Genomic DNA, 18,157 nt, shown 5'->3' with positions numbered 1-18,157 from the left:
CAGCCTTTCACTCGGCGAGGACGGAGTACGCGATCACGCCCCGCTTGAGCAGCCTGGCCGTCGCGCGGGCCGTCTCGCGCAGGTCGCTGTCACCGGCGGCGTCGGCCACCTGTCCGCAGAGATCGAGCAGCTGTTTCATCCAGCGCACGAAGTCGCCGGCCGACAGTCCCGTCACCATGAGGACGTCGTCGAGGTCGTCGCCCTCGGCCCACCGCCACGCAGCCCACGCGAAGCCGATGTCGGGCTCGCGGAGGAAGTCGAGCTTGTGGTCGCGCTCGAGGGCGTCGAGCTGGCCCCACAGGCGGACGACCTCGGCGAGGACGGGGCGTACGCCGCCGCCGGGCATCTTGGGTGAGGACGCGTCGTCGGCGCGGCGGGCCTCGAAGACCAGCGCCGACAGCACGGCCGCCAGCTCGGACGGGGCGAGCTCGTCGAAGAGCCCGGCCCGGATCGCCTCGGCGGCCACGAGGTCCATGTCGGAGTAGATGCGGCGCAGGTGCACGCCCTTGTCGGTGACCTTGTCGCCCTCGAGGTAGCCGAGCGCCGTCAGCACGTCGCAGACCCGGTCGAAGGTGCGGGCGACGGTGTTGGTCCGGTTCTCCACCCGCCGCTTGAGGGTCTCGGTATCCCGCTCGAGCTTGAAGTAGCGCTCGGCCCACCGCGAGTGGTCCTCGCGCTCGGGGCACTGGTGGCACGGGTGCGCCTTCAGCTCCGCGCGCAGCCGGCCGATCTCGCGGTCCGCCGGGCTGTCGCTGAAGGAGTCGCGCTGCTGCGCGCGTCGAGACGCCGGCGCGTCGAACGAGTCGGCCCGCGAGCGCAGCGCGTTCGCCAGCTCGCGCCGCTGGGCGGGATTGCGTCCGTTGAACGACTTCGGGATCCGCAGGCGTCCGATCGACTCCACCGGCACCGGGAAGTCCATCATGGCCAGCCGTCGCGCCTGGCGGTCCGCGGTCACGACGTAGGGGCGGGGCTCCTCGCCCGAGGCCCCGGGATCGATGACGACGGCGAGACCGCTGAACTTGCCGGCCGGCACCTGGATGACGTCGCCGGGACGCAGCTTGCCGAGCGAGGCGGCGGCCTCGCCCCGGCGGTCCTGCCGGCGCTCGCGGGCGGCGCCCTTCTCGAGGTCGGAGATCCGGCGGCGGAGGGCGGCGTACTCCATGAAGTCGCCGACGTGGCACTGCGCGGCGTCGCGGTAGCCGTCGAGCGCCTCCTCCGCCTTGTGCACCTGACGGGCGAGCCCCACGACGGCCTTGTCGGCCTGGAACTGCGCGAAGGACTGTTCGAGCAGCTCGCGCGAGCGGGAGCGGCCGAACTGGTGCACCAGGTTGACCGCCATGTTGTAGGACGGGCGGAAGGACGAGCGGAGCGGATAGGTACGCGTGGAGGCGAGGCCGGCGACCTCGCCCGGGTTCATCCCGGGCTGGTAGAGCACGACGCCGTGCCCCTCGATGTCGAGACCGCGACGCCCCGCACGCCCGGTCAGCTGGGTGTACTCCCCCGGTGTCAGGTCGGCGTGCGACTCCCCGTTCCACTTCGACAGCTTCTCGATGACGACCGTCCGGGCCGGCATGTTGATGCCGAGCGCGAGGGTCTCGGTGGCGAAGACGACCTTGACCAGGCCCTCCTGGAACAGCTCCTCGACCACCTGCTTGAACGCGGGCAGCAGCCCCGCGTGGTGGGCGGCGATGCCACGGGTCAGCCCGTCGAGGAACTCGTGGTAGCCCAGGACGTGCAGGTCCTCCTCCGGCAGCGTCCGCGACGCCGCCTCGACGCGCGCGAAGATCTCGTCGCGCTCGGCGGCGGTGGTGAGCCGGGTGTTGGCCTGGACGAGCTGGGTCACCGCGGCGTCGCAGCCGGCCCGGCTGAAGATGAAGACGATCGCCGGCAGCAGGCCCTCGCGGTCGAGGCGCTCGACGACGTCGACCCGGCTGGGGATCCAGACGCGACGGCCGTTGCCGACCGCGCGCGGGTTCTTCGAGGACCCGGGCTTGCCCTTGCGCGGCGAGCGACGGTCGCGCATGAGTCGCGTGCTGGCCCAGTCGTCGCGTGCGATCCGGGTGAGCTCCTCGTTGACCGGGGCGCCCTCCTTGACGAAGCCCGCGCTCGCGTCGACGTCGGAGGAGGCGAAGAGGTCGAGCAGCCGCCGGCCGACCATGACGTGCTGGAACAGCGGGACGGGCCGCTTCTCCTCGAGCACCGTGGTGGTCTCGCCGCGGACGGTGGCCAGCCACTCACCGAACTCCTCGGCGTTGGAGACGGTCGCCGACAGCGACACCAGGGTCACCGACTCGGGCAGGTGGATGATCACCTCCTCCCACACCGCCCCCCGCATCCGGTCGGCGAGGTAGTGCACCTCGTCCATCACGACGTAGCCGAGGCCGAGCAGGGTCCGGGAGCCGGCGTACAGCATGTTGCGCAGCACCTCGGTCGTCATCACGACGACGGGGGCCTCGCCGTTGACGACGTTGTCGCCGGTCAGCAGGCCGACGTTCTCGGCGCCGTAGCGCTTCACGAGGTCGTGGTACTTCTGGTTCGACAGCGCCTTGATCGGCGTCGTGTAGAACGCCTTGCGGCCGGTCTGCAGCGCCAGGTGGATGGCGAACTCGCCGACGATCGTCTTGCCGGAGCCGGTCGGCGCGGCGACGAGGACGCCGCGCCCGCGCTCGATCTCCTGGCACGCGCGCACCTGGAAGTCGTCGAGCTCGAAGCCGTGGAGGCCGGCGAAGTCCTTGAGCATGGGGTACGGCTTCTCCCGCTGGAACGCTGCGTAGCGCTCGGCGGGCGACGGTGTGGACATGTCTGCTGACTCCTCGTGGGGGCGGTCGCCGCTCATGCGATCACGTCCAGTGCCCCGGGCACGCACTCGACCGTGAGGGGCAGTGGGCCGAAGCGCTCGCCGTCGGCGTACGACACGATGCCGGGCGCCGCGACGGTGACCGAGCGGACCCGGCGGTGGACGTACTCCGCGACGCCGTCGATGCGGCCGGTGAACAGGCGGGGGTAGGAGCGGACCAGCTTGGGCTTGCTCATCCGCGTGATCACCACGACGTCGAGCAGGCCGTCGTCGAGCAGGGCGCCCTCGGTGATCCGCAGCCCGCCACCGAAGGACGGCCCGTTGCCGACCGCGACCAGCATCGCCTCGTGCTCGACCGTCTCCGTCGCGGACCCGTCGTCGAGCTGCAGGACGTAGGGCAGGGGCCGGAACGTGCGCAGCTCGGCGAGGGTGGCGAGGTTGTAGCGCATCTGGCCGCGCGGCCACGTCATCGCGTTGGCGCGCTCGTTGACGATCGCGTCGAAGCCGGCCGCCATCACGGTGACGAAGTAGCGGTCGCCGCTGCGGGCCAGGTCGATCCGGCGGCGGCGCGAGGCGATGACGCGGTCGGCCGCGGCGACGGGGTCGGTGCGGGGCAGCCCGAGGTAGCGGGCCACGTCGTTGCCGGTGCCGCTCGGGATGAGGCCGAGCGGTACGCCCGTGCCGGCGACCGCCTGCGCGCCGAGGTGGACGAGCCCGTCGCCGCCGCAGACGACGAGCGCCTCCACGCCGTCGGCGACGCAGCCGCGCGCCAGGTCGAAGGCCTCGTCCGCGTCGCGTCCCTGGAGGTTGCGCACCACGAAGCCGCTCTCCCGCAGCCGGGCCAGCGCCACGTCGCGGTGCCGGGCGCCCCTGCCCCGACCGGACGTCGGGTTGGTCAGCAGGGCGATCTCTCGGCCACGCACCGGGTGGCCCGGTGCTTGCGGGTCGTGCATGGCGCGACCCTATCCCGCACCCTCACGCCGGACGGGCGGACACGAGCCCCGTCGACACGTCAGCGGCCGAGCCGCAGCAGCACGGCGTACCGCTCCGCGTGCGCGCCCACCGCGCGGGCCAGTCGCCCCACGACGTCGAGGACCAGCTCGGGCCCGAACGCGGTGCCCGGGACGGCGAGCGCGAGGCGACCGTCGACCTCGCCGATGACGACCTGGCCGTGGCGCCAGGCCTGGTGCACCCGCAGCCGGGTGGCGTCGTCGACGACGGGCGCGGGGTAGGCCTCGTCGACCGCGAGGAGGTCGCAAGCGAGCACCTGGTCGGTGGTGCCGCCGTCGGCGGTGAGCCGCCCGGCCACCCGGTGGCCGACCGGCAGCCCGTCCTCGGCGCGCCAGACGACGTCGGAGGTGCCGAGCCACTCCGGCAGGTCGAACGGGTCGACGTCGATCAGCGTGGCCGGCATGGTCCCACCCTGTCAGACCGCGCGGCGCCGGCCGGGTCGGGGTCTGGTCAGATCCGGGACGCCTCGTCGGGCCCCGGGCCGCCCTCGCGGTTGCGTGCGCGGCGGCGGTCGTTGATCCGCGCGATGGCCTCCGAGGCGAAGAAGAGCACCACCATGGGCACCGCCATGAGCGTCATCGTGAACGGGTCGGCCGAGGGCGTCGCCACGGCCGCGAAGACGAACGTGCCGATGATGATCCACGGCCGGTAGGCCTTGAGGTGGGCGCCCTTCACGACGCCGGCGAAGTTGAGCAGCACGACGAACACGGGGATGTTGAAGGCCAGGCCGAACACGAACAGGGTCCGGGTGAAGAACTGCAGGTAGCCGTTGAAGTCGATCAGGTTGGTGACGCCGTCGGGGTTGAACCCGATCAGGACCTCCAGCGCCAGCGGCAGCGTGACGTAGCCGAGGACGACACCGCCGAGGAACAGCGGACCCGCGATGGCGACGAAGATGCGGCTCATCTTCCGCTCCTGCGGATAGAGCCCGGGGAGCACGAACGCCCAGATCTGGTAGAGCCAGTAGGGCGCCGTGACGATCGCGGAGGCGAACCCGCACAGCGTCAGCCACAGCAGCAGCCCCGCGCCGGCGCCACTCGTCGTCGCCTCGGTCGTGCCCTCGGGCAGCTTGTCACGCGCCTGCTCGTAGGGTCCGTAGACCAGCTCGAGCAGCTCGTGGCGGAAGACCAGCGCGACCGCGAGCACGACCACGAACGCCAGCAGGCACCGCAGCAGCCGCGCGCGGAACTCCCGGAAGTGGTCCGAGAGGGCCATCCGGCCGTCGGGGCCGACGTCGTGGTGCGGCCGGCCCTTGAACAGGCCGACGAGACCGGCGATCCTCACGCTAGTCGTGGCTCGTCTCGAGCGGGATCAGGCGGTGGTGTCGTCGCGGCGCTCGCGGAGCACCTCGCCGGAGGTCTCGCTGCGCGCCTCGTCGTGCGCCTCGCGGCGGGCCTCGTCGCGGGCCTCGATCTCGCGCTGGGCCTCGGTCGTCTCGGACGCGGCCTTCTCGTCGTCACGCAGACCCTTGGTCTCGCTCTTGAAGATGCGCAGCGCCTGACCGGAGCTGCGGGCGAGGTCGGGGAGCTTCGCGGCACCGAACACGAGGATGACGATCGCGAGGATCACGAGCCACTCAGCACCCTGCGGCATGCCGATCATCGGGTTGATCATGGAAACACTCCGTCATCGTGGGTTGGGGCGGTCCTGCGAGGTTCGCCTAGGAGTCTACGTGGTCGCCCTCGTAGAGCCTGAGCGCCGCCCGCGCCGAGTCCGTGAACGCCCTGGCGTAGTGCGGCGGCGACAGGATCGTCGCGTGGGGCGCCAGGCGCAGGAGCAGCGACTGGATCCACTGCTCGCTCGCGACCTCGAGGTCGACGTCCACGGTGCCGTCGGGACCGGGGCGCTGGTCGGTCACGTCGTAGTACTCGACGACCCAGCGCGCCTGCGGTGCGAGCCGCAGGGTGACGGTCGTCGTCTCGGCGTCGGTGAACCAGCCCCCCGTCAGGTCACGGGCGCGGGCGCCGGGGTCGGCCACGGGGGTGTCGAGCTCGGTGGCGGCGAGGATCCGGTCGACGCGGAAGGCGCGGTCGCCCTGGGCGGTGTGGCACCACGCGTCGAGGTAGACGAGGTCCTCGACACGGGCGAGCCCGCGGGGGTCGACGACGCGACGAGACTCCTGGTCGCGGGAGGGCACGTGGTAGGTGATCTCGACCTGGTGGCCGTGCGCGAGCGCGGACTCGAGGACCGGGACGACCGCGCTGGTCTCGAGACGGGTCGGCGCGACGTGCAGGCGCAGCAGGCCCTCGCCGTCCTGTCCGGCCGCCTCCTCCAGCTTGGTCAGGGTGCGCGCGATCACCTCACGGGCCTCCGACGGCGCCGCCTCGACCATCGTGCGCAGCGCCACCACCAGCGACGTCGCCTCGGCCGGCGAGAACCGCACGGGGCGGGCGAGGTAGTCGGCGTTGTCGACGCGGATGATCCGGTCGCCCTCCAGCGCCTCGAGGTCCACCTCGATGAGGTCGCCCGGCAGGCCCGGGGAGACGCCGGTCATGAACAGCAGCCGCAGGTCCCGCTCGATCTGGTCGGCGTCGGTGCCGAAGTGTGCGGCCGCGTCGTCGAGCCTCACCTCGCCGTGGGCGAGGAGGTAGGGCACGAGCGCCAGGAGCCGGGCGACCTGGTCGGGGGCGGTGTCGCCTGCCTGCGCGGTCATCGGGCCTCCTCCGCGGGCACGGCCGACGCGGCGACGGCGCGCAGGCGGGCCACCACGTCCTCGCGCAGGGACTGCGGACCGTCGACGACGGCGTCGGCACCGTTGGTGAGCACCTCGTCGGAGATCTCGTGGACGGGCCCCTCGACGACGACGAGGTCCCAGCCCGGCGCGTCGTCGAGGGCGGTGACGGACTCGGCGCGCCGGCGCAGGCCGACCCCGGTGCCCTGGCGTACGCGGATCTCGGCGCGCACCGAGGGGTAGGACGGCGACAGGCGCCGGGCGACCGCGCGCACGTCCGTGCCCGCGGGGACCTCGTAGGCCCCGGACTTCCCGCTCGCGCGGACCGGGCCGACGATCCGCGACAGGCGGAAGACCCGCTCGGCGCCGCGGTCGACGTCGAACCCGACGACGTACCAGCGACCGGACGAGCGGGCGAGCCCCCACGGCTGGACCTTGCGCGTGGTGGGCTGGGTCTCGGAGGCCCGCTGGTAGGGGAAGGTCACCTGGCGGCGCTTGCCGACGGCGTCCCACAGGGGCTCGAACGCCGGCTCGTCGGCCGTGATCGCCGGGGCGACGACCTCGAGCCGGGTCGGGTCGATCTCCACGCCCTGGCCCTTCAGCTTGGCCAGCGCCCGGCCGGTGGCCTTCGCGAGGGTGGCCTGCTGCCACACCTGGGCGGCCAGCCCGAGCACGGCGGCCTCGTCGGACTCGAAGCGGATCTCGGGCAGCGAGGTCTGCTCGGTGGGGATGCGGTAGCCGATCTCGTCGTCGAAGAACGCGTCCGCGCTGCCGACCTCGATCACGGCCCCGATCTGCCGCAGGGCGTCCTTGTCGCGCTCGAAGGCACGCTCGAACGCCTCGTCACCGGCCGCGCCGCGCGGGTGCTCGGGGTAGATCGCGTCCCGGATCGCGTCCTTGCCGATGAAGCGCTTGGCGCCGAGCAGGAGGATGTGCAGGTTCATCAGCCGCTCGGCCCGAGGCTGCGCCATCCCCCTGCTCCCGTCGTCCGTCCGGACCGCGTGCTACTTGGCGGCGAGGATGTCGACGACGAAGAAGAGCGTGTCGGTGCCCTTGATGCCGGCGCCCTCGTTGCCCTTCTCGCCGTAGCCCTTGGCCGGCGGGATCTCGAGGATCACGCGCGAGCCGACGGTGCGGCCCACGAGTCGCTCGTCCCAGCCCGCGATGACCTGACCGACGCCGATGGGGAACTCGGCGGGCTCGCCGCTGTAGGACTCGTCGAAGGGCTTGTCGGCCTCGTAGACCTGGCCGAGGTAGTTGACGGTCAGCGTCTGGCCGGACTTCACCTTCGCGCCGTCGCCCTTGACCAGGGTCGTGGCGATGAGCTCGCCGCTCGGCTCGTGGGCGGTGGAGAAGTCGAAGCCGGTGATCACGCCGTCCTTCTCGACCAGCGTCGGCGCCCACCCGGCCGGCTTCTTGTCCTCGCCCTGCGGGCCGTCGAGCGGCGGCACGGTCTCGGAGCGGTCCATGATGTCGACGATGGCGAGGACGGAGTCCTTGTTGCCGATGCCGATGCTCGGGTTGCCCGACTCGCCGTAGGCCTTCTCCGCCGAGGTCAGCATGACGACGCGGTCGCCGACCTTGTGCCCGATCAGTGCCTCGCGCAGGAACGGCAGGATCTCCTCGGTCACCTCGACCGACTGCGGCGCCTCGTCGTAGGTCGTCTGGGCTTCCTTCTCGGTGAAGCCGTTGCCGATCCACCAGTGCGTGGACACGGTGTCCCCGTCGGCCACGGTCTCGCCGTCGCCCTCCACGAGCACCTCGGTCTCGGTCTTCGAGCCGTCGAGGCGGCCGTCGAAGGTGACCTTGGGCTCCTTGCCCTGCTTGCCCTCGATGGTCACCGAGCTGAGCGGCGCACCACCCTCGGAGTCGGACTCGCTCGACGCGGAGCCGCACGCGGCGAGGCCGAGCATGCTGACGGCCAGGACACCGCTGAGGACTCGACGGCGGGCAGCGGAACGTACACGGGACACAGGTTCAACCTCATCGGTGGGGACAGCGTTGCCGGGTCACCCTATCCAGCCGACCCCACCGAGTGGGGACGACACCGCTCACATGCCGTCGATGAGGCGCTGCACCCGCTCGTCGTAGGCCTTGAACGGGTCCTTGCACAGGACCGTGCGCTGCGCTTGGTCGTTGAGCTTGAGGTGGACCCAGTCGACGGTGAAGTCGCGGCGGCGCTCCTGCGCGCGCCGGATGAACTCGCCGCGCAGCCGGGCGCGGGTGTCCTGGGGCGGCACGCTCTTGGCCTCGAAGATCTTGAGGTCCGACGTCACCCGCGCCACCGCACCACGCTTCTCGAGCAGGTAGTAGAGCCCGCGACCGCGGTGGATGTCGTGGTAGGCGAGGTCGAGCTGCGCGATGCGCGCGTCGCCGAGGGAGAGCCCGTGCTTGGCGCGGTAGCGCTCGATGAGCTTGAGCTTGATCACCCAGTCGATCTCGCGGTCGACCAGGCCGAGGTCGTCGGACTCGACGGCCTTCAGCCCGCGCTCCCACAGGTCGAGCGCCCGCTCGATGGTCGGGGTGGAGATCTGGCGGCGGTCGACGAAGTCGCGGGCCTTGGAGAGGTACTCCCCCTGGATCTCCAGCGCGCTCGCCTCGCGACCGTTGGCGAGGCGGACCTTGCGGCGCCCGCTCGGGTCGTGGCTGATCTCGCGGATCGCGCGGATCGGGTTCTCCATGGTGAGGTCACGCATCACCACGCCCTCCTCGATCATCCGCAGCACGAGGTCGCACGACGCCACCTTGAGCATCGTGGTGGTCTCGCTCATGTTGGAGTCGCCGACGATGACGTGCAGGCGGCGGAACCGCTCCGCGTCCGCGTGCGGCTCGTCGCGCGTGTTGATGATCGGCCGGCTGCGCGTCGTGGCGCTGCTGACGCCCTCCCAGATGTGCTCGGCGCGCTGGCTCACGCTGTACGACGCCCCGCGCGGCGTCATCACGACCTTGCCCGCGCCGACGACGATCTGGCGGGTCACCAGGAACGGGATCAGGATGTCCGCGAGCCGGCTGAACTCGCCGGCGCGGCCCACGAGGTAGTTCTCGTGGCACCCGTAGGAGTTGCCGGCCGAGTCGGTGTTGTTCTTGAACAGGTAGATGTCCCCGGCGATGCCCTCCTCGTGCAGGCGCGCCTCGGCGTCGAGCAGCAGTCCCTCGAGGATCCGCTCCCCCGCCTTGTCGTGGGTGACCAGCTCGACGATGTCGTCGCACTCGGGCGTGGCGTACTCGGGGTGGCTGCCGACGTCGAGGTAGAGCCGGGCGCCGTTGCGGAGGAAGACGTTGGACGAGCGGCCCCAGCTGACGACCTTGCGGAAGAGGTAGCGGGCGACCTCGTCGGGACTCAACCGGCGCTGCCCCTTGAACGTGCACGTGACGCCGTACTCGTTCTCGATCCCGAAGATCCGCCGGTCCATGGATCCACCCTAGTCTCGCCCTGGGCGGACAGACGTGGATCGTGGCCTTGACGGTGCGGCCCTGCTCGGGTGAGCGTGCCTGCATGGGACCCCGCCACCTCGTCGCGACCGCACTGGTCGAGCCCAGCGTCGTGGCGGACGTCGAGCTGCGCGTGATGACCGACGACCTGTGGCTGTGGCCGGTCCGCACCGCCCCCGTGGTCGTCGACGGCCCGCGCCTGGAGTTCCAGCTGCGGCGGCGGCTCGTCGAGCAGCGTCGTGGAGCCTGGGACGACGCGGCCACGTGGACGCCCGTCTGGATCGGGTTCGGCGATGCGTGGCACGAGTTCGGCCCGGACGGCAACGTACGACCGACCGGCCCCCTCCCCTGGGCGGCGCACGAGCGGCTCTGGCACGCGCTGGACGAGTTCGGCCCGCTCGTCCGCTTCCGCCGACGCCTCGCCGGCATCCCCACCGTGCCGACGTCCGACTGGCCGGGGCTCAACCTCCGCTGACGCACGCGCGGGTTGTGCCGACCGCCTAGGTTGCGGGCATGGATCCGATCGCGAACGCCCCGACGCCGCCACCCGTGTCCTGGCCGACCGAGGTCGCCATGGCCGTGCTCAGCGGGGTCGTGACGGCCCGGTGGCCCTCGCAGCGCTGGTCGCGCGGGGCGCAGTGGGCGATGCACGGCGGGCTCGGCGCGTTGGCCGCTGCTGGCACGGGACTGTTCGTGAGCAACCCGGAGCGCTTCTCGAGAGCCTCCTCCCCCCAGGAGCCGTCCGTCACCCCCTCGACCGCGCCCTCGACCGCCCGGTCCACGGCCCGCGCCCTCGGCGCGGCCGCCGCCGTCGGTCTCGCCGTCGCGGGGGTGAGCCGCGGCGGCCAGGCCGCGGACGCCTGGGTCGAGCGTCGCCTCACGGCGAGGGGCGTACGCCGTCCCCGCCTGTGGATCGGTGTCGCCGCGGCCGGCCTGTCGCTCGGGATGAGCGCGATCGACCGGAGACGCCCGCGTCAGGACGTCGATGCCGCGTTGGGCGCGGCTTCCCGCACGTCGACCGGCGGGGGCGCACCGCCCGTCACGTAGCGCAGGTGCCACGCGAGCATCAGGACGGTGCACGTGAGGTTGAAGCCGTGGAGGAACCAGACCGGTCCCACCGGCAGGCTGACCACGTAGACCGAGTTCACGACGTTGCCCACCGTGGCGAGCACGAGCTGGCCGCGGCTGTAGGAGTCGAGGTCGCGCGTGCGGGCCGCCTTGACGAGCATGGGCAGGTAGCTGAGGACGAACAGCGCCGTCGAGAAGGTGCCGGCGATCAGCGCTGCGTCCACGGGGTGGTCGTTCGTGGTCATGCCCGGACGCTAGGAGCGGGCGGCCGCGCCACGCGTCGGTGAGGACCCCCCATCTGCGCCCCACCCCGCACGGAGCGGGGTGCGGGTGGGGAGGTCGAGGGTCCCGGGGTGGGTGACGCGGCCGGCCCGCACGCGGGGCGGCTCCCGATGCGGGACCCCACGAGCGCGGTCCAGCCTGTGGACGTCCGGTCTCGAGCAGCGGGGCCGGAGTCCCAGGAGACCGTCATGAACCAGCCACTGGCCCAGCAGCTCGCCGGCCTCTACGTCGCGGAGCGCCTCGCACGCGCGGAGTGCGGCAGGCGCAGTCGGCTCGCCGCACGCGACGCCTCGTCCGGTTCGCCGAGGACGCCCACGGGCCGGTCCGGCGACCCGGCCGACACCTAGCCGCGCGGCTGGTCCGGGTCGGCCGGCGGAGCGACGGGGGGCGCCACGGGGGGCGCCACGGGGGGCGCGACCGGGGGCTCGGCAGCCGGCTCGCCGCTGACCGGGTCCTCGAGGGGTGCGACGGCGCCGCTGACCTGGTCGGTCGGGTCGGACGGGTCGTCGACACCGCCCTGGTGCCGGCCGACTCCCCCGTTGGCGTCGACAGCGTCGCTCCCGGTCCCGGCGTCGGTCCCGGCGTCCGACGGGGCCGTGCCACGGTCCCCGAGGACCTCGGCGAGCCGCGCCTCACGCAGGCGCAGGAACTTCCTCGGCTGGGTGCGGGTGCGGTCGAGCGCGGCGACCTCGAGGTCGCCTGCGGGGATCACCCGGTCGTCGGACTCGCTGTGGCCGAGCGCGGCGACGGCGACGCGCAGGGCGTCCTCCAGCGACGCCCCGGCCACGAAGTGCTCGGCGAGGTGGGACGCGACCACGTCCGCAGCGCCGCCCATGACCGCGTAGCCGTGCTCGTCGGCGACCTGGCCGTCGTAGGTGAGCCGGTAGAGCTGGTCGTCGGCGGCCGAGTCACCGATCTCCGCGACGAAGATCTCCACCTCGTAGGGCTTCTCGCCCCCGGAGGAGAAGATCGTGCCGAGGGTCTGGGCGTAGGCGTTGGCCAGGCCGCGGCCGGTGACGTCGCGACGGTCGTAGGCGTAGCCGCGCATGTCGGCCAGGCGCACCCCGGCGATCCGGAGGTTCTCGAACTCGTTGTAGCGGCCCACCGCCGCGAAGGCGATCCGGTCGTAGATCTCGCTCACCTTGTGCAGCGCCTGCGACGGGTTCTCCGAGACGAACAGCACCCCGTCGGCGTACTGGACCGCGACCACGGACCGGCCCCGGGCGATGCCCTTGCGGGCGAAGTCGGCCCGGTCCTTCATCAGCTGCTCGGGCGAGACGTAGAACGGCATGCTCATCTGGCTGGACTCTCCGCGTTGTCGTCGATCGGGTCGATCAGGTCAGGGGTGCGGCAGGACCGTCGGGCCGCTGCATGCGGGAGGCGATCATGCGGTCGGCGATCACGGACACCTCCGCGTCGGGCAGCCGCCGGCCGCCGTCGGCGGTGATCACGTGGACGACCGGGAAGATCCGCCGGGTGAGGTCGGGACCGCCCGTGGCGGAGTCGTCGTCGGCGGCGTCGTAGAGCGCCTGCACGACGGCCGTCACCGTCCCCTCGGCGTCGAGGTCCTCGCGGTAGAGCTTCTTGAGCGAGCCGCGGGCGAAGAGCGAGCCGGAGCCGACGGAGTGGAACGCCGTCTCCTCGTAGCGTCCCCCGGTCACGTCGTAGCTGAAGATGCGGCCCTGGCCGGCGACGAGGTCGTAGCCCGCGAACAGCGGCACGACCGCGAGACCCTGCATGGCGAGTCCGAGGTTGGCGCGGATGAGCGCGGAGAGACGGTTGGCCTTGCCGTCCATCGACAGCGTGGTGCCCTCGATCTTCTCGTAGTGCTCGAGCTCGGTCTGGAACAGCCGCACCATCTCGACCGCGAGGCCCGCGGTGCCGGCGATCCCGACGACGGAGAACTCGTCGGCGGGGAAGACCTTCTCGATGTCACGCTGGGCGATGATGTTGCCCATCGTCGCGCGACGGTCGCCCGCCATCACCACGCCACCGGCGAAGGTCGCGGCGACGATGGTCGTGCCGTGCGGCGCGAGGTCACCGGCGGCACCGGCGGGGACGGCACGGCTCGACGGCAGCAGGTCGGGCGCCTCGACGCCGAGGAAGTCGGCGAAGCTCGACGTCCCCGGGGCCATGAACGAGGCGGGCAGGCGAGAGTCGGCCATGCGGCTCACTGGCCACCCTTCTGGATGAAGGACTTCACGAAGTCCTCCGCGTTGGTCTCGAGGACCTCGTCGATCTCGTCGAGGATCGCGTCGACGTCCTCATCGATCATCTCCTTGCGCTCGGCGACGTCGGTCTCCACGACCTCCTCGGTCGCCGTCTCCTCCTGCGAGGACTTGCGCGGCTGCTTCTGCTCCTGGGCCATGGGACGACCCTATCCACTCCCACCGACGCCACAAGGCGTTGGCGGTCGGGGGGCGGCGCGTCGCCGCGCCGCCGGGTCAGCGCGTGATCGCCGCGACCAGCGCCTGGGCGGTGTCGCTGCGGTCGATGAGCTCGCCGACGTGGACGCGCGTGCCGCGCAGGGGGTCGATCGTCGGCACCCGCTGGAGGGACTCCCGGCCGGGGAGGTCGAAGATCACGGAGTCCCAGGACGCGGCGGCCACCGCCCCGGCGTACTTGTCGAGACAGCGCCCGCGGAAGTACGCCCGGGTGTCCGTCGGGGGCTCGTGCATCGCCGCCTCGACGGTGGCGTCGTCGAGCAGCCGCCGGATCCGGCCGGCACCGGCCAGCCGGTGGTAGAGCCCCTTGTCGGGGCGTACGTCGGCGTACTGCAGGTCGATGAGGTGCAGCTTGGCGTCGTCCCAGTCGAGGCTGTCGCGGTCGCGGTACTGCTCGAGCAGCTTGAGCTTGGCGACCCAGTCGAGCTCGGTGGCGCACTCCATCGGGTCGCGCTCGAGGCGGGTCAGCACCGACTCCCAGCGGGCCAGGACGTCGACGGTCTGCTCGTCGGCATCGGCGCCGTAGCGGTCCTCGACGTACTTGCGGGCGAGCTCGAGGTACTCCAGCTGGAGCTGGACGGCGGTGAGGCGCCGGCCGTCGCGCAGCGTGACCAGGTGCCTCAGGGTCGGGTCGTGCGAGACGTCGCGCAGCGCCTTCACCGCCCCCTCGACGCTGAGGTCGCGGTCGATGAAGCCGTCCTCGATCATCGCGAGGACCAGTGCGGTGGTGCCGGACTTGAGGTAGATCGAGATCTCGGCGAGGTTGGCGTCGCCGAGGATGACGTGGAGGCGCCGGTAGACCGCGGGGTCGGCGTGCGGCTCGTCGCGGGTGTTGATGATCGGCCGCTTGAGCGTCGTCTCGAGACCGACCTCGACTTCGAAGTAGTCGGCGCGCTGGCTGATCTGGAAGCCGCGCTCGGGGGTGGTGTCGCGACCGTCCTGCCCGATCCCCACCCGCCCGGCGCCCGTGACGACCTGGCGGGACACGAAGAAGGGCGTGAGGTGGCGGACGATGTCGGCGAACTGCGTCGAGCGCCGCATGAGGTAGTTCTCGTGGGCGCCGTAGGAGGCGCCCTTGTTGTCGGTGTTGTTCTTGTAGAGCACGATCGGCGTGCTCCCCGGGACCTGCGCGGCCATCCGCGAGGCGTCGAGCATGACCTGCTCCCCCGCCTTCTCCCAGCGCACCACGTCGAGCGGCGTGGTCACCTCGGGCGAGGAGTACTCCGGGTGGGCGTGGTCGACGTAGAGCCGGGCGCCGTTGGTGAGGATGACGTTGGCCAGCCCGAGGTCCTCGTCGGTGAGCTGGGTGGGGTCGGCCACCTGGCGGGCCATGTCGAAGCCACGCGCGTCCCGCAGCGGGGACTCCTCCTCGAAGTCCCAGCGGGCCCGCCGGGCCCGGGCGGTCGAGCTCGCGTAGGCGTTGACGATCTGCGAGGACGCGACCATCGGGTTGGCCGACGGCTGTCCCTGGACCGAGATGCCGTACTCGACCTCCGTGCCCATCACGCGGCGTACGCTCATGACATGAGCCTACGGGTGTGGGACGAGCGGGTGGTGCCGCGCCTGACCGACCTGAGCCTGCGGGGGCACGAGGTGGGCGAGATGCGCGAGGTCGCCTGCGCCGGGCTCACCGGCCGCGTCCTCGAGATCGGGTTCGGCAGCGGCCTCAACGTCCGGTGGTACCCGCCTGGCGTGACGTCGGTGACGGCGATCGAGCCCTCCGACCTCGGCTGGGAGATCTCACGGCGTCGACGTGCCCGCACCACGCTGCCGATCGATCGCGCGGGGCTGGACGGGCAGCGGCTGGACCTGCCCGACGACTCCCACGACAGCGCCCTCGTCACGTTCAGCCTCTGCACCATCCCCGACCCCGTGCTCGCGCTCCGCGAGGCACGGCGGGTGGTGCGCCACGGCGGGCGGCTGCACGTCCTCGAGCACGGGCTGGCGCCCGACGAGGGCGTACGCCGCTGGCAGCGCCGGATGGAGCCGCTGCAGCGCGCCGTCGCCGGCGGCTGCCACCTCACGCGGGACGTGCCCGCGATGGTGTCCGAGGCCGGGTGGCAGGTCACCGAGCTGCAGCAGGAGTACCTGCCCGGCCCCGCGGTCTCGCGACCGTGGGTGTTCGGCACCCGGCTGGTCGCGGTCCGGGACTAGGTCCGGGTCCGGGTCGTGCGGTCAGCGGCCGCGGCGCAGGAACCCCAGCAGGAAGATGACCACGACGATGATGACGATGATGATCAGGATGCTTCGCATCGGGCCAACCTAGCGGTCCCCGGCCCCGGCCGGGCCCTCCCCGCGGGTGAGCGGCTCAGGACTGGCGCGACTGCCAGGCGTGGGCGAGGTTGACGCCCACGATCCCGGCCAGGGTGACCAGCAGCGCCAGGAACTCGCCGTTGACGCCCAGCGCGATGCTGATCGGGATGAACGCGACGAGCGAGACGATGCCGAGCGCGAGCTGGCGGGCCCCGCCGCCCGCCACCGCCGCCGTACGCCCGCGCTGGAGGGCGACCTGGTCGGCCACCCGACGGTCCACGGCGCGCTCGATGCGCTCCGCGAACCCCTCCACGAGCTCGGCGTCGTAGCGTGCGCCGAGCTCGCGACGCGTCGCCAGCGCGGCCTCGATGTCGCCGTGCCCGAGCTCCTCCTCGCGCGTCACGTGCACCTCAGAGGTACTGACCGGTGTTGGCGACCGTGTCGATCGAGCGGCCCGGCTCGGTGCCCTGCTTGCCGGTGATCAGCGTGCGGATGAAGACGATCCGCTCGCCCTTCTTGCCCGAGATCCGCGCCCAGTCGTCGGGGTTGGTCGTGTTGGGCAGGTCCTCGTTCTCCTTGAACTCGTCCACGCACGCCTGGAGCATGTGCTGGACCCGCAGGCCGCGCTGGGCGGGGTTGAGGTCGCTGTCGAGGAAGTCCTTGATCGCCATCTTCTTCGCCCGGTCGACGATGTTCTGGATCATCGCGCCAGAGTTGAAGTCCTTGAAGTAGAGGACCTCCTTGTCGCCGTTGGCGTAGGTGACCTCGAGGAAGCGGTTCTCCTCCGACTCGGTGTACATCCGCTCGACGGTGGCGCGGATCATCGCGTCGACGGTCGCAGCGCGGTCCTGCCCGAACTCGGCCAGGTCGTCGGCGTGCAGCGGCAGCGTCGGGGTGAGGTACTTGGAGAAGATGTCGCGGGCCGACTCGGCGTCCGGCCGCTCGATCTTGATCTTCACGTCCAGCCGGCCCGGGCGCAGGATGGCCGGGTCGATCATGTCCTCGCGGTTGGAGGCGCCGATCACGAGGACGTTCTCCAGCGCCTCGACGCCGTCGATCTCGCTGAGCAGCTGCGGGACGATCGTGTTCTCCACGTCGGAGGACACGCCCGAGCCGCGGGTGCGGAACAGCGAGTCCATCTCGTCGAAGAAGACGATGACCGGGGTGCCGAGGGACGCCTTCTCACGGGCGCGCTGGAAGACCAGGCGGATGTGGCGCTCGGTCTCGCCGACGTACTTGTTGAGCAGCTCGGGACCCTTGATGTTGAGGAAGTAGGACTTCCCCGAGGCGCCGGTCTTCTCCGCGACCTTCTTGGCCAGCGAGTTGGCGACCGCCTTGGCGATCAGGGTCTTGCCGCAGCCGGGAGGGCCGTAGAGGAGCACGCCCTTGGGCGGCTTGAGCTCGTGGTCGCGGAACAGCTCGGGGTGCAGGTAGGGCAGCTCGACGGCGTCACGGATGGCGTCGATCTGGGTGGTGAGCCCTCCGATCGAGCCGTACTCGATGTCCGGCACCTCCTCGAGGACGAGCTCCTCGACCTCGGACTTGGGCACCACCTCGTAGACGTAGCCCGCCCGGGTGTCGAGCAGCAGCGAGTCACCGGCCCGGATGGTGACGTCCTCGGCGCGCAGCGGCTCGGCGAGGCGCACGACGCGCTCCTCGTCGGCGTTGGCGATCACGAGGGCGCGCTCGCCGTCGGCGAGGATCTCCTTGAGCATCACGACCTCGCCGACCTGCTCGAAGTCGAGCGCGGCGACCACGTTGAGGGCCTCGTTGAGCATGACCTCCTGGCCGCGCACGAGGCCGTCGAGCTCGACGGCGGGGCTCACGCTGACGCGGAGCTTGCGCCCGCCGGTGAACACGTCTACCGAGTCGTCGTCGTTGCGCCCGAGGAAGGTGCCGAAGCCGGCGGGCGGCTGGGCCAGACGGTCGACCTCCTCCTTGAGCGTGGTGATCTGGTCGCGCGCGTCGCGCAGGGTCTGGGCCAGGCGCTCGTTCTGGCTCGACACGGCGGCCAGCGACCGCTGCGCGTCGGCCAGCCGGTTCTCCAGGCCGCGCGCGTGCCCGGGCACGTCGTCGAGACGGCGGCGCAGGTCCGTGACCTCGGCCTCCAGATAGCGCACCTGAGTGGCAAGTTGCTCGCGGGTCGGCTCAATCATCTCGCACCTCCTGCCCAGTGACACTACCCACCCACCCGAGGGA

20 protein-coding genes are annotated in these 18,157 nt (G+C 71.8%); 4 read left to right on the top strand and 16 right to left on the bottom strand.

Features of this window, described 5'->3' with window-relative positions; all coding sequences use genetic code 11:
• Nucleotides 1-7: 7 nt before the first annotated feature.
• The 9 genes from F4692_RS15865 to pafA form a co-directional block, all read right to left on the bottom strand.
• On the bottom strand, nucleotides 8-2,800 hold the full coding sequence (locus F4692_RS15865; protein ID WP_179620681.1) for a DEAD/DEAH box helicase: 2,793 nt from the start codon (nucleotides 2,798-2,800) through the stop codon (nucleotides 8-10).
• A 32-nt stretch (nucleotides 2,801-2,832) separates the two neighbouring features.
• A complete protein-coding gene (locus F4692_RS15860; RefSeq protein WP_179620680.1) occupies nucleotides 2,833-3,750 on the bottom strand; it encodes a diacylglycerol kinase family protein in 918 nt (305 codons plus the stop codon).
• A 59-nt stretch (nucleotides 3,751-3,809) separates the two neighbouring features.
• Nucleotides 3,810-4,211 (bottom strand): hypothetical protein, encoded by a 402-nt coding sequence (locus tag F4692_RS15855; RefSeq protein ID WP_179620679.1) that lies wholly within the window; start codon nucleotides 4,209-4,211, stop codon nucleotides 3,810-3,812.
• A 47-nt stretch (nucleotides 4,212-4,258) separates the two neighbouring features.
• Nucleotides 4,259-5,092 carry a twin-arginine translocase subunit TatC gene (gene tatC, locus F4692_RS15850; RefSeq protein WP_179620678.1) on the bottom strand — a complete coding sequence of 278 codons (834 nt, stop codon included), beginning with the start codon at nucleotides 5,090-5,092 and terminating at the stop codon, nucleotides 4,259-4,261.
• 27 nt (nucleotides 5,093-5,119) lie between these two features.
• On the bottom strand, nucleotides 5,120-5,422 hold the full coding sequence (gene tatA / locus F4692_RS15845) for a Sec-independent protein translocase subunit TatA (RefSeq protein WP_179620677.1): 303 nt from the start codon (nucleotides 5,420-5,422) through the stop codon (nucleotides 5,120-5,122).
• A 46-nt stretch (nucleotides 5,423-5,468) separates the two neighbouring features.
• Nucleotides 5,469-6,461: a helix-turn-helix transcriptional regulator gene (locus tag F4692_RS15840; protein WP_179620676.1), complete on the bottom strand. Its 993-nt coding sequence runs from the start codon at nucleotides 6,459-6,461 to the stop codon at nucleotides 5,469-5,471.
• Nucleotides 6,458-7,450, bottom strand: a complete 993-nt coding sequence (locus F4692_RS15835) for a helix-turn-helix transcriptional regulator (protein ID WP_179620675.1) — start codon at nucleotides 7,448-7,450, stop codon at nucleotides 6,458-6,460. The genes F4692_RS15840 and F4692_RS15835 overlap by 4 nt, the downstream gene beginning before the upstream one ends.
• Before the next feature lie 33 nt (nucleotides 7,451-7,483).
• Nucleotides 7,484-8,452, bottom strand: a complete 969-nt coding sequence (locus F4692_RS21860) for an FKBP-type peptidyl-prolyl cis-trans isomerase (protein WP_179620674.1) — start codon at nucleotides 8,450-8,452, stop codon at nucleotides 7,484-7,486.
• Nucleotides 8,453-8,530: 78 nt separating this feature from the next.
• On the bottom strand, nucleotides 8,531-9,892 hold the full coding sequence (gene pafA, locus F4692_RS15825; protein ID WP_179620673.1) for a Pup--protein ligase: 1,362 nt from the start codon (nucleotides 9,890-9,892) through the stop codon (nucleotides 8,531-8,533).
• Between the two features lie 83 nt (nucleotides 9,893-9,975).
• Between pafA and F4692_RS15820 the strand changes: the two genes are divergently transcribed.
• Nucleotides 9,976-10,386 carry a hypothetical protein gene (locus F4692_RS15820; protein WP_179620672.1) on the top strand — a complete coding sequence of 137 codons (411 nt, stop codon included), beginning with the start codon at nucleotides 9,976-9,978 and terminating at the stop codon, nucleotides 10,384-10,386.
• A gap of 38 nt (nucleotides 10,387-10,424) precedes the next feature.
• Nucleotides 10,425-10,958: a hypothetical protein gene (locus tag F4692_RS15815; RefSeq protein ID WP_179620671.1), complete on the top strand. Its 534-nt coding sequence runs from the start codon at nucleotides 10,425-10,427 to the stop codon at nucleotides 10,956-10,958.
• On the opposite strand, the gene F4692_RS15810 is transcribed toward F4692_RS15815, so the two are convergent.
• Complete coding sequence (locus F4692_RS15810; protein ID WP_179620670.1) at nucleotides 10,886-11,224, bottom strand: hypothetical protein; 339 nt, start codon at nucleotides 11,222-11,224, stop codon at nucleotides 10,886-10,888. The two genes, F4692_RS15815 and F4692_RS15810, sit on opposite strands and share 73 nt — an antisense overlap.
• 225 nt (nucleotides 11,225-11,449) lie before the next feature.
• On the opposite strand from F4692_RS15810, the gene F4692_RS15805 reads away from it, so the two are divergent.
• Nucleotides 11,450-11,608 carry a hypothetical protein gene (locus F4692_RS15805; protein WP_179620669.1) on the top strand — a complete coding sequence of 53 codons (159 nt, stop codon included), beginning with the start codon at nucleotides 11,450-11,452 and terminating at the stop codon, nucleotides 11,606-11,608.
• Here F4692_RS15805 and prcA read toward each other — a convergent pair.
• The 4 genes from prcA to dop all read right to left on the bottom strand — a co-directional run bounded on the left by prcA (nucleotide 11,605) and on the right by dop (nucleotide 15,226).
• Complete coding sequence (gene prcA, locus F4692_RS15800; RefSeq protein WP_257029956.1) at nucleotides 11,605-12,558, bottom strand: proteasome subunit alpha; 954 nt, start codon at nucleotides 12,556-12,558, stop codon at nucleotides 11,605-11,607. The genes F4692_RS15805 and prcA overlap by 4 nt on opposite strands.
• Before the next feature lie 37 nt (nucleotides 12,559-12,595).
• A complete protein-coding gene (prcB, locus tag F4692_RS15795; RefSeq protein WP_179620668.1) occupies nucleotides 12,596-13,426 on the bottom strand; it encodes a proteasome subunit beta in 831 nt (276 codons plus the stop codon).
• 5 nt (nucleotides 13,427-13,431) lie between these two features.
• On the bottom strand, nucleotides 13,432-13,629 hold the full coding sequence (locus tag F4692_RS15790; protein ID WP_172261243.1) for a ubiquitin-like protein Pup: 198 nt from the start codon (nucleotides 13,627-13,629) through the stop codon (nucleotides 13,432-13,434).
• A 76-nt stretch (nucleotides 13,630-13,705) separates the two neighbouring features.
• Complete coding sequence (dop, locus tag F4692_RS15785; protein WP_179620667.1) at nucleotides 13,706-15,226, bottom strand: depupylase/deamidase Dop; 1,521 nt, start codon at nucleotides 15,224-15,226, stop codon at nucleotides 13,706-13,708.
• 3 nt (nucleotides 15,227-15,229) lie between these two features.
• On the opposite strand from dop, the gene F4692_RS15780 reads away from it, so the two are divergent.
• Complete coding sequence (locus F4692_RS15780; RefSeq protein WP_179620666.1) at nucleotides 15,230-15,859, top strand: class I SAM-dependent methyltransferase; 630 nt, start codon at nucleotides 15,230-15,232, stop codon at nucleotides 15,857-15,859.
• 154 nt (nucleotides 15,860-16,013) lie between these two features.
• Here the strand turns inward: F4692_RS15780 and F4692_RS15775 are convergent, their stop codons facing one another.
• Nucleotides 16,014-16,361 carry a hypothetical protein gene (locus tag F4692_RS15775; protein ID WP_179620665.1) on the bottom strand — a complete coding sequence of 116 codons (348 nt, stop codon included), beginning with the start codon at nucleotides 16,359-16,361 and terminating at the stop codon, nucleotides 16,014-16,016.
• 7 nt (nucleotides 16,362-16,368) lie between these two features.
• Nucleotides 16,369-18,114, bottom strand: a complete 1,746-nt coding sequence (gene arc / locus F4692_RS15770; protein ID WP_179620664.1) for a proteasome ATPase — start codon at nucleotides 18,112-18,114, stop codon at nucleotides 16,369-16,371.
• Between the last annotated feature and the right edge of the window lie 43 nt (nucleotides 18,115-18,157).

Origin of the sequence: Nocardioides cavernae (assembly GCF_013410035.1) — a bacterium.
In the GTDB taxonomy this organism is placed as follows: Bacteria; Actinomycetota; Actinomycetes; order Propionibacteriales; family Nocardioidaceae; genus Nocardioides; species Nocardioides cavernae_A.
Note: the sequence above shows the minus strand (reverse complement) of the source record. Positions and strands in the feature narration are given on the sequence as shown.

What these genes read in the sequence shown, in the direction of transcription:
- F4692_RS15865 (WP_179620681.1), bottom strand. Translation starts at nt 2,800, where the DNA reads ATGTCCACACCGTCGCCCGCCGAGCGCTACGCAGCGTTCCAGCGGGAG.
- F4692_RS15860 (WP_179620680.1), bottom strand. Translation starts at nt 3,750, where the DNA reads ATGCACGACCCGCAAGCACCGGGCCACCCGGTGCGTGGCCGAGAGATC.
- F4692_RS15855 (WP_179620679.1), bottom strand. Translation starts at nt 4,211, where the DNA reads ATGCCGGCCACGCTGATCGACGTCGACCCGTTCGACCTGCCGGAGTGG.
- tatA (WP_179620677.1), bottom strand. Translation starts at nt 5,422, where the DNA reads ATGATCAACCCGATGATCGGCATGCCGCAGGGTGCTGAGTGGCTCGTG.
- F4692_RS15840 (WP_179620676.1), bottom strand. Translation starts at nt 6,461, where the DNA reads ATGACCGCGCAGGCAGGCGACACCGCCCCCGACCAGGTCGCCCGGCTC.
- F4692_RS15835 (WP_179620675.1), bottom strand. Translation starts at nt 7,450, where the DNA reads ATGGCGCAGCCTCGGGCCGAGCGGCTGATGAACCTGCACATCCTCCTG.
- pafA (WP_179620673.1), bottom strand. Translation starts at nt 9,892, where the DNA reads ATGGACCGGCGGATCTTCGGGATCGAGAACGAGTACGGCGTCACGTGC.
- F4692_RS15820 (WP_179620672.1), top strand. Translation starts at nt 9,976, where the DNA reads ATGGGACCCCGCCACCTCGTCGCGACCGCACTGGTCGAGCCCAGCGTC.
- F4692_RS15815 (WP_179620671.1), top strand. Translation starts at nt 10,425, where the DNA reads ATGGATCCGATCGCGAACGCCCCGACGCCGCCACCCGTGTCCTGGCCG.
- F4692_RS15810 (WP_179620670.1), bottom strand. Translation starts at nt 11,224, where the DNA reads ATGACCACGAACGACCACCCCGTGGACGCAGCGCTGATCGCCGGCACC.
- F4692_RS15805 (WP_179620669.1), top strand. Translation starts at nt 11,450, where the DNA reads ATGAACCAGCCACTGGCCCAGCAGCTCGCCGGCCTCTACGTCGCGGAG.
- prcA (WP_257029956.1), bottom strand. Translation starts at nt 12,558, where the DNA reads ATGAGCATGCCGTTCTACGTCTCGCCCGAGCAGCTGATGAAGGACCGG.
- prcB (WP_179620668.1), bottom strand. Translation starts at nt 13,426, where the DNA reads ATGGCCGACTCTCGCCTGCCCGCCTCGTTCATGGCCCCGGGGACGTCG.
- F4692_RS15790 (WP_172261243.1), bottom strand. Translation starts at nt 13,629, where the DNA reads ATGGCCCAGGAGCAGAAGCAGCCGCGCAAGTCCTCGCAGGAGGAGACG.
- dop (WP_179620667.1), bottom strand. Translation starts at nt 15,226, where the DNA reads ATGAGCGTACGCCGCGTGATGGGCACGGAGGTCGAGTACGGCATCTCG.
- F4692_RS15780 (WP_179620666.1), top strand. Translation starts at nt 15,230, where the DNA reads ATGAGCCTACGGGTGTGGGACGAGCGGGTGGTGCCGCGCCTGACCGAC.
- arc (WP_179620664.1), bottom strand. Translation starts at nt 18,114, where the DNA reads ATGATTGAGCCGACCCGCGAGCAACTTGCCACTCAGGTGCGCTATCTG.